Origin of the sequence: uncultured Candidatus Thioglobus sp. (genome assembly GCF_963981275.1) — a bacterium.
Classification (GTDB): domain Bacteria; phylum Pseudomonadota; class Gammaproteobacteria; order PS1; family Pseudothioglobaceae; genus Thioglobus_A.
On the sequence record NZ_CAXCCZ010000035.1, the window covers coordinates 1 to 11,935 of the forward strand.

Here is an 11,935-nt window from a genome sequence, read left to right on the forward strand (position 1 = left end):
GTAACAACAAGTGCCATTACTACTGTCATAGGGCCTGTTGGGCCGGATACTTGTGCGCCCGTGCCACCGAACAAGGCAGCAAAAAAGCCGGTAATAATTGCACCGTATAGTCCGGCAATAGCGCCAGCACCTGAGGCTAAGCCCATGGCAATTGCAAATGGAAGGGCCACTACACCAGCAGTAATACCGCCAGTAATATCGCCGCGAATGTTATTAAGATGTAAATTCTCAATTAATCTCATGAATTAATCCTTGTAAAGTTAAAGGGGTATGTCTGAAAAAGACAAGTGCAATATTATACAAAATAACGTGTATTAAATGGGGGTATTATTATATAATATAGCATTAATATTTGCCTGACAGTCTTGCTAGGCAATGCCCCTTATGTAGCCATTGGCTATTTTTATGACACAATTGGAAGCACAATGAACAAAATTGCAAAGTTTTTGCCATTTCTAGCATGGATCGGTGAAATTAGAGACTCAAACATATTAAAAGCAGACTTAGTTGCCGGCTTAACAGTTGCCTTGGTGTTGGTGCCACAATCAATGGCTTATGCACAACTTGCAGGCTTACCGCCGCAGCACGGCTTATACGCCTCATTCTTGCCGGTTATGATTGCAGCATTAATGGGGTCATCTCGCCAATTAGGCACAGGCCCAGTTGCTGTTGTATCATTATTAACAGCAGCAGCAGTGCCAACAATTTTGCCAGAAGGCGCAAGTATGGAGGAGTATGTTGTATATGCATCTCTATTGGCATTTTTGGTAGGTGTTTTCCAGTTTGTACTGGGCGCATTAAAACTCGGTTTTGTTATTAACTTCTTATCTCACCCTGTTGTTGTTGGCTTTACCAATGCAGCAGCAATCATTATTGGCACGTCTCAGCTTAACAAGATATTTGGTGTTGTTAAAGGAGAGGGTGATCATACATATGAGCAGGTATGGGGAACGATTGCTAATGCAACTTCAGACACGAATATGATTACTTTAACGATCGCTTTGATCGCTTTTGCAATTATGATTGCGGTTAAAAAATATGCACCAAAGTTACCAGGCGTTTTGTTAGCAGTAGCTGTAACAACGATTATTGCCTGGTTAATTGATTTTGGCGGTTCAGTTGAAACTGGCGGTTACGGTGGTGCAATTGTTGGTGTTATTCCTGAAGGGTTGCCGCCATTAGTTATTCCAGGCTTTGATTTCTCAGTTATGAACCAAATGATCGTAACAGCAATTACCATTGGCTTGATTGGTTTTATGGAGGCTATTTCAATTGCAAAAGCGATGGCAGCACAAACTAAACAGCGTCTTGATGCCAATCAAGAGCTAATGGGGCAAGGTTTGTCTAATGTTGTTTCAAGCTTCTTCCAAGGTTATGCGGTATCAGGATCGTTCTCTCGTTCAGCGGTTAATATTTCAGCAGGCGCGGTTACTGGTTTTTCGTCAGTAGTTACTGCAGTTATTGTTGGTATTACTTTGTTATTTTTGACGCCACTTTTGTACCACCTTCCACAAGCAACATTAGCGGCAGTGATTATTATGGCAGTTATTAATTTAATTAAATTTGCACCGATTATGCATGCTTGGAAGGTTGAAAAGCATGATGCTATTGTGGCAGTGACCTCATTTGTTTTAACTTTGATATTTGCACCACATTTAGAAAATGGTATTGTGATCGGTGTTATTTTATCATTAGCACTATTTTTGTACCGTACGATGCAGCCAAGATTTACCGAGCTATCGGCACATAGCGGATCAACTATGCTGGTAAATGCCTTAGATAACAAACTTGATCGTTGTGAAGTGGTATCAATTGTTAAATATTCTGGCTCTTTATACTTTGGTAATGCAGGTTATTTTGAAGATCGCATGCTTAATTTGATTGCTGAGAAGCATCAATGTTTGAAATATATTATTGTAGATATGGCAGGTATTAACCAAATTGATGCCTCGGGTGAAGAGATGCTTGCAGGCTTATTGGATAGATGTTCTGCTGCAGGTGTCGAAATCCTATTTGCTCGTACTGAAGGTATTGAAAAGGTATTGAGAAAGTCAGGTTTTATGGATCAGTTTGGTGAAGATCGTTTCTACGATCGTCGTACTGATGCACTTCGTCACGCATGGAAAGAATTGGGTGATGACGAGGCAGCTTCACACAGTCCTTTAAAACATTTAATTTCTTAGTAATTTAAGAAAATGAAAAAAAATCCAAGCTTATGCTTGGATTTTTTTTGGATAAGCAAAAGTCTACAGGTTTTCATAAAATGCTTTTACAAAATATAGACCCTGAGGCTGTGCAGTGGCGCCAGCTTGTTTACGATCTTTTGACTCTAACACCTCTTTAACCCATGAAGCAGGACGCTCGCCCTTTCCAACTTTGAGCAGCGTGCCTACGATATTTCTGACCATGTGATGTAGAAATGCGTTAGCCTTAATGTCTAATAAAATCTCTTCACTGTGTTGGGTTAAGCGGATAAATTCAATAGTTTTAATAGGGGATTTTGCTTGGCACAAGCTCCCTCTATAAGCTGAAAAATCATGTGTTCCAAGAAGAAATTGTGCAGCTTTATCCATGTCGTCAATATTTAGGGCTCTGGGCTCCCATAGTGAGTGCTGGCCGATAATAGAAGAGCGAACCTTGGTGTTGTGAATTTTGTAGTTGTAGCGTCTAGCAATGGCACTGAAGCGTGCATGAAAATCATCATCAACGCGCTTTGACCAGGTGAAGTTAACATCTGCAGGGAGGTTAACATTGCCACCAAATAGCCAGGCTTTGTCTTCTCTTATAGCGTGCGTTTCAAAATGAATTACCTGTTCAATAGCATGCACGCCGGCATCAGTTCTACCAGAGCAAAAAACTCTAACAGGGTGGTCAGCAACCTTGGATAACGCTTTTTCAACAACTTGTTGTACGGTACGAATGCCAGATTTTTGTAATTGCCAGCCATGGAAGTTGGTTCCCATGTATTCAACGCCTAATGCTATTCTCATAATTGAACATGTGTGTAAAATTGATTTAACTATTTTAACCACTTACAGGGTAACTTGTGAAAAACGAAGCAACTGGTCTAAAACGAATTTTTACTGCTTATGAGTTTTCAATGAAGGGGCTGAAATCCTGCTATCAATCTGAGGCTGCTTTTCGACAAGAGGTTTGGCTGACTGTAATATTAATCCCGCTGGCTTTAATTTTAGGAGAGTCTGCGATTGAAAAATTCGCACTTATTGCAGTTGTATTTTTGGTATTAATTGTCGAGATTCTTAACTCGGCAATCGAGTCAGTGGTGGATCGTATTGGCGATGAGTATCACGTGTTGTCAGGCGCTGCTAAAGATATGGGTTCGGCAGCGGTTTGGCTTTCTTTAATGTTGCTGGTTATTACGTGGCTAATTATTCTAATTTAGTTGATCAAATCGACGCACAGGTTGAATGCTTTGCTTTTGATTCAATTACCAGTACTAACGATTATCTATCAGCGCTAGATTTTTCTAGCACAACACAGATTTGTATTGCCAGTGAGCAAACTAAAGGTAAAGGGCAGTATGAGCGTATCTGGTTAAGTCAAAAAGATGCCAGCATCCTATTGTCTATTCGCTATGTTTTTAAAGCAGATCTGGCATTAAATGGACTCAGTTTGGCGGTTGGACTTGCTGTTGTTGACGCACTAGAAGAGCTCGGTATTAAACAGGCAAAGCTTAAATGGCCAAATGATGTATTTTTTGATCATAAAAAATTATCCGGAATTTTGATTGAGAATACACTACAAGGTCAGTATCAGTCAGTGGTCATAGGGCTGGGTTTAAATTACGATCTAAGTCAAAATTTTGAGTGCCAATCGCCCTGGATAGATTTGGCCAGCATCGTTCCAAAATTACCACCCATTGAAAATTTAGCCGCTTTGATTATTAATCATATTTTAAAAAATTGCCAATTATTTGCATCTCACGGTTTCTCCCACTTTCTTCGATCATGGCAGCAAGTGGATTATTTAAAAAATACACGCGTAGAGCTGGATTTACATCATCAAACTTTTATGGGCGTGGTTAGAGGTATAAATTCCCAGGGCATGTTAATGGTGGAAGTTAACGGTCAGTTAATTGAGGTTTGTAGCTCTAAACAAATTCGACTTATTTAGGGTAAGATATCCAGTAGAAAATCAATTAATCGATCATGTCATCAAGCACACTCACTGTTACCAATATCTCTAAAAAATACGCCCGACGTGAAGTGGTTTCCGATGTTTCGTTTGAGGTTAAATCGGGAGAAATTGTCGGCCTATTAGGGCCAAATGGAGCAGGAAAAACCACCTGTTTTTATATTGCTTGCGGCTTGGTGAGAGCAGACAAAGGTCAAGTTTTCATTAATGATGTCAAAGTGAGCAAAATGCCCATGCATAAGCGCTCCAAACTGGGCTTGGGGTATTTGCCTCAGGAGCCTTCGATTTTTAGAAAACTGTCGGTTGAAGATAATATATTGGCGGTGTTAGAGCTAAATAACACCCTAGATAAAACACAGAGAAAACATCGACTAGAGGCATTGTTGTCAGAGTTTCATATTGAGCACATTCGTCATATTGACGGGTTGAGTCTTTCGGGCGGTGAAAGGCGTCGAGTCGAAATTGCCAGAGCATTGGCAATGGATCCAAAGTTTGTTCTATTAGATGAGCCATTTGCAGGCGTAGATCCAATTTCTGTGGGCGATATTCAGCAGATTATTTATCACTTAAAAGACAAGGGTATTGGTGTGCTAATCACAGATCATAATTATCGGGAAATGCTCGATACTTGTGATCATTCATATGTTTTGCATGCAGGCGGGATTATTGCCAAAGGCGATAAGCAAACTATTCTGGATAATGCTGAAGTTAAAAAAGTGTATTTAGGCGAGTTTAATGCCAATCACTAAGCCTTTTATTACTCTGGGTATTGAGAGTTCATGTGATGAAACAGGTATCGGCTTATACCATAGCGAAAAAGGCCTGATTGGTCATCAGCTATTTTCCCAGGTGGATATTCATAGCGAGTATGGTGGCGTGGTTCCTGAGTTGGCATCTCGAGATCATATTCAGCGCGCCTTACCTTTGATTAAATCTGTACTGGCCGATGCCAAAACCACATTAAACGATATTAGTGCAATAGCCTATACAGCTGGACCTGGTCTTGCCGGAGCTTTGCTAGTGGGTAGTGCTGTGGCAAAGTCATTAGCCTGGAGTCTTAAGATTCCCTCGCTTGGGGTGCATCATATGGAGGGGCATTTATTAGCACCTTTATTAGAAGAGAGAGCGCCTAGCTTTCCTTTCGTAGCTTTATTGGTGTCAGGTGGACATACGATGCTGATTGACGTTAAGGCGATTGGCCAGTATGAGATATTAGGAGAGTCTTTGGATGATGCAGTTGGCGAGGCTTTTGATAAAACAGCTAAGATTTTGGGTTTGGGATATCCTGGTGGGCCGGCTTTGGCAAAGCTTGCCCAGCAGGGTGATGCTGATGCTTTTAAATTCCCGCGACCGATGATTGACCGTCCAGGATTGGATTTTAGTTTTAGTGGTCTAAAAACATTTGCGCGCAATACGTTTGTCAAATATCCCGAGCAAAAGGCTGATATTGCCAAAGCCTTTGAAGTGGCGGCAACGTCTACACTAATGATTAAATGTCGCCGTGCTTTGGAGCAAACAAATAGAACGACATTGGTTGTGGCAGGTGGTGTTAGTGCTAATTTAGCATTGCGTCAAGAATTGGATACGATGGGCTTAAAACAAGGCGTTCAAGTATTTTATCCACGCCAAGAGTTTTGTACTGATAATGGCGCCATGATTGCCTTAGCTGGGCATTTTCGCTTAAGCAAAGGGCAGGCTAGTGCCAATGGTGAAATTGCTATTCAGCCAAGATGGAGTTTGGAAGACTTGGAAGTCGTGTGAGCCAGTTAGCCAAGGTTTTTACTCGAGCTTCAACCGGGCTTGATGCGCCAGTTGTGACTATTGAGGTGCATATTTCTGGCGGTTTGCCAGGGTTTTCTATTGTAGGTTTGCCAGAAGGTGCGCTCAAGGAAAGTAAAGATCGGGTGCGTTCTGCGCTAATTAACTCACATTTTAAAATGCCTAAAGGGCGTATTACCGTGAGTCTTGCGCCAGCCAATCTGCCTAAGCGTGGCGGACGCTATGATTTACCTATTGCACTTGGCATTTTGTTGGCGTCTGGCCAGATTAAGTCTTGTGTCGATATTGGACAATATGAGTTTTATGGCGAGCTAGGATTGGATGGCTTGTTGCACAGTACAGAGGGCTTATTGCCGGCAGTTATTGAGGCATACAAGTCAAAGCATGATATTGTTATCCCTGCTGATGATTGTGCACAATGCGCATTGGTTGAAGGGGCAAATCTATTGCCAGCACAACATTTGTTGCAAGTTTGTGAATTCATATCTGGCGTTAGTGAGCCTGAGCCTTGCCCACTAAAAGCGAACACACAGATAACTTACGCCAATGATTTTTCACAAGTTAAGGGTCAGTACCAAGCCAAACGTGCACTAGAAGTCGCCGCTAGTGGTGGGCATAATATCCTGCTACGTGGCACGCCTGGCTCTGGAAAAACTATGTTGGCGGAAAGGCTGCCTTCAATTATGCCACCTTTGAGTGCTGAAAAAGCCCTGCAAAGAGCGTCTATTTATTCCATTGCTGGAAAGGCGCTAGACAGTGCTCAAATGTATATTCGAGCATTCCGATCGCCTCATCACTCATCATCAGCTGTATCCTTGGTTGGTGGTGGATCTCAGCCAAAACCGGGTGAAATTTCCCTGGCACACGAAGGTGTTTTATTTTTAGATGAGTTGCCTGAATTTCCACGTCATGTATTAGAAGCGCTTAGACAGCCTTTGGAAAGTGGTACGGTGCACGTTTCGCGCGCGCAACAACAAGTGAGTTTTCCGGCAAATTTTCAATTAATTGCTGCCATGAACCCTTGTCCATGTGGCTATTATGGAGATGGAACAGTTAAGTGTCATTGCACCGATGATCAGATTAGTAAATATCAGGCTAAGATTTCTGGCCCACTGCTGGATCGTATTGATATGGTGCTAGAAGTGCCGCCTTTGCCAAAAGAGGTGTTACTAAGCCAAAAAAACGAAGCAATAGAAAATAGTGAAACTATTAGAGCGCGTGTATTAGATTGCTATAATATGCAGCTGAATAGACAGGGTAAATTAAATGATCGTTTGAGTTCTGATGAGGTTGATCGTTTAATTATTCTAAATAAAGACAATAGACAATTGTTAGAAGGTGTGATTGACAAATTGCACCTATCAGCAAGAGCCTATCATAGAATTTTAAAAGTGGCTAGAACCATTGCAGATTTGGATCATGCTCAAACAATTGAGCAGCAACACCTGATTGAAGCAATTGGCTATCGTCGGCATAATGGATAGAAAAAATGGTTATTATTCCTGCAATTGATTTAAAAGATGGACAATGTGTACGCCTAAGGCAAGGGCTAATGGAGGACACAACAGTATTTTCAGATAATCCTGCTGAGATGGCCGCTCAATGGGTGGAGCAAGGTGCACAACGTCTCCACTTGGTTGATTTAAATGGTGCTTTTGAAGGTAAGCCAATTAACGCCAAAAGTGTGACAGAAATCACTAAGGCATTTCCAGACTTACCTGTACAGATTGGCGGCGGCATTCGTGATATGCAAATTGCTAATACCTATGTTGAAGCAGGTATTAGCTATCTAATTATCGGCACCAAGGCTGTTACTCATCCTGAGTTTGTCTCTGAGTTGTGTCGAGAGTTTCCTGGCAAGGTTATTGTAGGCTTAGATGCTAACAATGGCTTGGTGGCAACTGAAGGCTGGGCTAAGCAAACCGATTTACATGTGGTTGAGTTATCCAAAAAATTCGAACAAGACGGCGTTAGCTCGATTGTTTATACCGATATTGCCCGTGACGGCATGATGCAAGGGGTTAATGTTGAGGCGACTGCTGATTTAGCTAAGCAAACTTCGATTGATATTATTGCTTCTGGTGGCATTACCAATATGGATGACATTACTAATTTATTGAGCGAGGCACACCACGGTATTGGCGGTGCAATTACAGGTCGTGCTATTTATGAAGGTACGCTAGATTTTGCTAAAGCGCAACAATTGTGTGATCAAAAAAGCTAATGAATATTGAAGTTGCTTACGCGTTAGAAGATAAGCAGACGCTATTAACACTAGAAGCTGATACGGGAACAACTCTAAAGCAAGCCATTGAAATTTCAGGCATATTAACACTTTATCCTCAAATCGATCTAAGCCAACACAAAACTGGTATTTTTGGGAAGATAGCGAAGTTAGACACCATCTTACGCGAAAAAGACCGTGTAGAAATATACCGACCACTTATTGCTGACCCTAAGCAAGTTCGTAAAGAGCGTGCTGCTCAGGGCAAAAATATGCGCAGTAGTAAAAAATCCTAATTTTTGGTAAAATAACGCTTTAATCTAAACCTAAGTACATGAACGAAGACCAACCTCCGTCGATACAATCTTTTTTTAAAAGGTTGAATAAGAAATTTTTCCACGCACCGCTTGATTCAAGTGATGAGCTTTTGCAAGCGCTTAAGGAGGCTGAAGAAAGTCACATTATTGATTCTCATAGTCGTAGCATTATCGAGGGCACTATGCAGTTGGAAAACATGGAAGTGCGTGATGTAATGGTGCCAAAATCAAAAATGGTCACTATTGAGCATAATGCCAATACCAAAGAGTTGCTTGATGTCATGATTAAGTCGGCTCATTCACGCTTCCCAATTATTAATTCGAAACGCCATAAAATTCAAGGTGTTATCTTGGCTAAGGATTTACTCAGTTATTTAGCGGGTGATAAACGCACCGAGTTTAATTATAAAGAATATTTGCGCAGTGCCATCTTGGTGCCTGAAAGCAAAACCTTGGGAGCCTTGCTTAGGCTTTTTCAGCAAAAAAAATCACATATGGCTATTGTTATGGATGAGTACGGTGAAATTGCTGGCTTAGTAACGCTTGAAGATGTACTAGAGCAGATTGTTGGTGAGATTGAAGATGAGCACGATTTAGAGGAAGATAATATTATTGATTTTGGTGATGGGCGTTTCTTATTAAAAGCCAATACACCTATTGAAGAATTTGAAGAATTTTTTGAGGTTCAATTAATCTGTGAAGATATCGACACCGTTGCAGGCGTGGTGATTGCTGGATTTACTCGCTTGCCTGAGCAGATGGATGAAATTAGCCTACAAGGATTTAAATTTAAAGTTTTAAAAACTGATTCGCGTCGTATTCACCTGCTAGAAGTTGAGCGCTTAGATAGTCAAAATGGAAGTTAATGGACATCCTGGTTAGTGTATTTCTAATGGGTTTATTGGGGGGCGTGCACTGTTTAGGTATGTGTGGCGGTGTGGTCGGCATGCTTACAGCGGGACTTGCTCCAGAAGTTAGATCTAATCCTAAAAAAATTGCCCTGTTCCATCTAAATTATAATATTGGCAGAATTTTAAGCTACATCTTGATGGGGCTTGCATTTGGCCTATTAGGTGCAATATTAGCGCAAACCTTGCAAATGAGCCTGTTTGATAAGGCGCTTAGAATTTTCTCGGGCGTGCTTATGGTGATGGTGGGTTTGTATATTGGAGGCTGGTCATCAAGTGTTCAAATACTGGAGAAAGTAGGCGCTAAACTTTGGGCAATTCTACAGCCGTTAACCAGGCGATTCTTGCCTGTTAAAGACTTAAAAAGTGCCTTTTTTACTGGCCTACTATGGGGCGGAATTCCGTGTGGATTGGTCTATGGCGCTTTAAGTTTTGCCATTGTTTCAGGCTCAGCCTCTCAAGGCGGCTTAATTATGTTGGCATTCGGTTTGGGCACATTGCCAAGTTTGTTATTGATGGCTAGCGTCTCAACTCAGATAACGCATTTAACGCAAAAAACTTGGGTTAGAAAAATCTCTGGATTGCTAATTATCGGCCTAGGTGTTGCTGCTTTATGGATGCCGATTAGTGCTATGATAACTGATAAATTACACGGACACAACAAGATGAATACGCACAATCCGCAAAGTATTAACACCTTTAAACAGCCAACCGATTTAGATTACCTTACTTAGCAATATGATGTCGTTAGAACAAATAGCACAGCAAGTCATTCAAATACTGAACCGTCACAAAGTGAGCGGTTATGAAATTTCTTTAAGTAACAGCTCTGGTGTCTCTACTGCAGTGCGTTTGGGTAAAGTTGAAACACTAGAATATCATCTAGATAAATCTCTGGATATTAATGTTTATTTGGGTCAGGCTAAAGGTCATGCATCGAGCGTTGATTTGAGTGAAAGCGGCATCTTAAAAACAGTCGAATCCGCCTGTCTTATTGCTAAATATACCCAAAATGATCCATTTAATGGCCTAGCGCCAAAAGAGCTTATGGCGTTTGAAGTGCCTGATTTAGATCTGTATCACCCTTGGGATCTAGACCCTGAGCATAGTATTGAGCTGGCCGCACGTTGCGAGGCGCAAGCACTGGATCATACTGATATCAACAAGTCTGATGGTGCCGAGGTGTCTAGTTATCAAGGCGAGGGTTTGTATGCAAATTCTAATGGCATGATGAGCGTGCAAAAAGGCGCTAAACACTCATTAAGTTGTAGTGTTATTGCTGGCCAAGGTAAAGATATGCAAACGGCCTATGAATACACAGCAGCCCTTGATGCACAAGATCTGCAAACGCCAGAATGGGTGGGCGCTGGCGTTGCAAAACTTGCCGCTAGCAAGCTGGGCGCTAGATCTTTACCTTCGCAAAAGTGCCCGGTGATATTTTCACCGAGAGTATCTAGTGGGCTTTTCTCACAGTTAATTGGCGCATTAGGCGGCTCTCGTCAGTATAAAAAATCAACCTTTTTGTTGAATAGTTTGGATCAGCTGGTATTGCCGTCAAGTATTTCAATACTGGAAAAGCCTTTTGCCAAAAAAACCATTGGCGCTAAAGCCTTTGATCGTGATGGGGTGTTAAAGCGTCAACAGTATTTTGTCGAAAGTGGCCAGGTTAAGAGCTATGTACTGAGTCAATATTCAGCAAATCAGCTCGGCTTACAGACAACGGCCAACTCTGGAGGTGTAAACAATCTTATTGTTGAGCATTCTTTTAGTGGTGATTTGGATGAAATGATTAAACTCATGGATACAGGTTTAGTGGTGACCGAATTAATGGGTCAAGGCGTGAATGGCACCACGGGCGATTACTCTCGAGGGGCAGGCGGATTTTGGGTGGAAAATGGCAAAATTCAATATCCTGTATCGGGTATCACCATTGCTGGCAATTTAAAAGATATGCTCTTGGGTATCGAGCACATAGGTACAGATGTTGACCATCGAGGTAATATTAAAGTTGGCTCAGTGCTTGTTAATCAAATGACAATTGCCGGAGAGACCGAGTGAATTACGACATTGTTATTATTGGTGGCGGCATGGTGGGCCAGGCTTTTGCACTATCAATGGCAAAAACCAATAGCAAAATTGCGATTATTGAGCCCAATAACCCTAATCCAATACTTGGCGACGCTCACCATACACGCGTGAGTGCCATTACACCAACATCAGAAAAACTGCTTAAAAATATTGGCGCTTGGGATTTAATCAAACGCAAGCATGCCTTTGCCAATACCAGTGTTTGGGATCAGAATTCTCACGGTTCGCTAGATTTTCATGCTCAAGATGAAAGTCTTGATCATCTAGGTCACATTATTGAGAATGACGTTATTCAATCGGCTTTATTTACAGCACTGGAAAAAACTAATATTGAATTTATCAGTGCAAAACTCGACAGCATTGAAAAAACTCATGAAGGCTATCAGGTAACAGTGGATATCAATCAGACATTAGATTGTCAACTACTGATTGGTGCAGATGGCGCCAGATCACGCGTGAGAGAT

Annotated in this window: 14 protein-coding genes; 12 read left to right on the top strand and 2 right to left on the bottom strand. The window is 41.6% G+C overall.

Going from position 1 to position 11,935, the window contains the following annotated elements; translation table 11 throughout:
• Positions 1 to 242: SulP family inorganic anion transporter (locus tag ABNR88_RS06020; RefSeq protein ID WP_348670174.1), on the bottom strand; the 242-nt coding region annotated here is incomplete at its 3' end.
• A 183-nt stretch (positions 243 to 425) separates the two neighbouring features.
• Between ABNR88_RS06020 and sulP the strand changes: the two genes are divergently transcribed.
• Entirely contained in the window at positions 426 to 2,183 is a 1,758-nt protein-coding gene (gene sulP, locus ABNR88_RS06025; RefSeq protein ID WP_348670175.1) for a sulfate permease, read from the top strand.
• Positions 2,184 to 2,246: 63 nt separating this feature from the next.
• On the opposite strand, the gene truA is transcribed toward sulP, so the two are convergent.
• Positions 2,247 to 2,990, bottom strand: coding sequence for a tRNA pseudouridine(38-40) synthase TruA (truA, locus tag ABNR88_RS06030; protein ID WP_291928911.1), 744 nt, complete (start codon positions 2,988 to 2,990; stop codon positions 2,247 to 2,249).
• A gap of 110 nt (positions 2,991 to 3,100) precedes the next feature.
• Here truA and ABNR88_RS06035 point away from each other — a divergent pair, with 110 nt between their 5' ends.
• From ABNR88_RS06035 to ABNR88_RS06085, 11 genes are all read left to right on the top strand, one after another.
• The gene (locus ABNR88_RS06035) at positions 3,101 to 3,403 is read left to right on the top strand and encodes a diacylglycerol kinase (RefSeq protein ID WP_291928935.1); all 303 of its coding nucleotides are present in this window, start codon (positions 3,101 to 3,103) and stop codon (positions 3,401 to 3,403) included.
• Positions 3,382 to 4,134 (top strand): biotin--[acetyl-CoA-carboxylase] ligase, encoded by a 753-nt coding sequence (locus ABNR88_RS06040; protein WP_291928909.1) that lies wholly within the window; start codon positions 3,382 to 3,384, stop codon positions 4,132 to 4,134. The genes ABNR88_RS06035 and ABNR88_RS06040 overlap by 22 nt, the downstream gene beginning before the upstream one ends.
• A gap of 35 nt (positions 4,135 to 4,169) precedes the next feature.
• Positions 4,170 to 4,904 carry an LPS export ABC transporter ATP-binding protein gene (lptB, locus tag ABNR88_RS06045; protein ID WP_291928907.1) on the top strand — a complete coding sequence of 245 codons (735 nt, stop codon included), beginning with the start codon at positions 4,170 to 4,172 and terminating at the stop codon, positions 4,902 to 4,904.
• Positions 4,891 to 5,916 carry a tRNA (adenosine(37)-N6)-threonylcarbamoyltransferase complex transferase subunit TsaD gene (tsaD, locus tag ABNR88_RS06050; protein ID WP_348670176.1) on the top strand — a complete coding sequence of 342 codons (1,026 nt, stop codon included), beginning with the start codon at positions 4,891 to 4,893 and terminating at the stop codon, positions 5,914 to 5,916. Before lptB ends, tsaD begins: the two co-directional genes overlap by 14 nt.
• On the top strand, positions 5,913 to 7,418 hold the full coding sequence (locus ABNR88_RS06055) for a YifB family Mg chelatase-like AAA ATPase (protein WP_348670177.1): 1,506 nt from the start codon (positions 5,913 to 5,915) through the stop codon (positions 7,416 to 7,418). Before tsaD ends, ABNR88_RS06055 begins: the two co-directional genes overlap by 4 nt.
• 5 nt (positions 7,419 to 7,423) lie before the next feature.
• On the top strand, positions 7,424 to 8,158 hold the full coding sequence (hisA, locus tag ABNR88_RS06060) for a 1-(5-phosphoribosyl)-5-[(5-phosphoribosylamino)methylideneamino]imidazole-4-carboxamide isomerase (protein WP_291928898.1): 735 nt from the start codon (positions 7,424 to 7,426) through the stop codon (positions 8,156 to 8,158).
• On the top strand, positions 8,158 to 8,454 hold the full coding sequence (locus ABNR88_RS06065) for an RnfH family protein (RefSeq protein ID WP_291928895.1): 297 nt from the start codon (positions 8,158 to 8,160) through the stop codon (positions 8,452 to 8,454). Before hisA ends, ABNR88_RS06065 begins: the two co-directional genes overlap by 1 nt.
• A 38-nt stretch (positions 8,455 to 8,492) precedes the next feature.
• Positions 8,493 to 9,341 carry a CBS domain-containing protein gene (locus ABNR88_RS06070; RefSeq protein ID WP_291928892.1) on the top strand — a complete coding sequence of 283 codons (849 nt, stop codon included), beginning with the start codon at positions 8,493 to 8,495 and terminating at the stop codon, positions 9,339 to 9,341.
• 26 nt (positions 9,342 to 9,367) lie between these two features.
• Positions 9,368 to 10,117, top strand: coding sequence for a sulfite exporter TauE/SafE family protein (locus ABNR88_RS06075; protein ID WP_291928890.1), 750 nt, complete (start codon positions 9,368 to 9,370; stop codon positions 10,115 to 10,117).
• A gap of 4 nt (positions 10,118 to 10,121) precedes the next feature.
• Entirely contained in the window at positions 10,122 to 11,441 is a 1,320-nt protein-coding gene (gene pmbA / locus ABNR88_RS06080; protein WP_348670178.1) for a metalloprotease PmbA, read from the top strand.
• A partial coding sequence (locus tag ABNR88_RS06085; protein WP_348670179.1) for an FAD-dependent monooxygenase occupies positions 11,438 to 11,935 on the top strand: 498 nt, incomplete at its 3' end. The genes pmbA and ABNR88_RS06085, both read left to right, overlap by 4 nt.

Excerpts from the sequence above, each read along its gene's own strand:
- sulP (WP_348670175.1), top strand. The coding sequence starts at position 426 with ATGAACAAAATTGCAAAGTTTTTGCCATTTCTAGCATGGATCGGTGAA.
- truA (WP_291928911.1), bottom strand. The coding sequence starts at position 2,990 with ATGAGAATAGCATTAGGCGTTGAATACATGGGAACCAACTTCCATGGC.
- ABNR88_RS06035 (WP_291928935.1), top strand. The coding sequence starts at position 3,101 with ATGAAGGGGCTGAAATCCTGCTATCAATCTGAGGCTGCTTTTCGACAA.
- lptB (WP_291928907.1), top strand. The coding sequence starts at position 4,170 with ATGTCATCAAGCACACTCACTGTTACCAATATCTCTAAAAAATACGCC.
- tsaD (WP_348670176.1), top strand. The coding sequence starts at position 4,891 with ATGCCAATCACTAAGCCTTTTATTACTCTGGGTATTGAGAGTTCATGT.
- hisA (WP_291928898.1), top strand. The coding sequence starts at position 7,424 with ATGGTTATTATTCCTGCAATTGATTTAAAAGATGGACAATGTGTACGC.
- ABNR88_RS06065 (WP_291928895.1), top strand. The coding sequence starts at position 8,158 with ATGAATATTGAAGTTGCTTACGCGTTAGAAGATAAGCAGACGCTATTA.
- ABNR88_RS06070 (WP_291928892.1), top strand. The coding sequence starts at position 8,493 with ATGAACGAAGACCAACCTCCGTCGATACAATCTTTTTTTAAAAGGTTG.
- ABNR88_RS06075 (WP_291928890.1), top strand. The coding sequence starts at position 9,368 with ATGGGTTTATTGGGGGGCGTGCACTGTTTAGGTATGTGTGGCGGTGTG.
- pmbA (WP_348670178.1), top strand. The coding sequence starts at position 10,122 with ATGATGTCGTTAGAACAAATAGCACAGCAAGTCATTCAAATACTGAAC.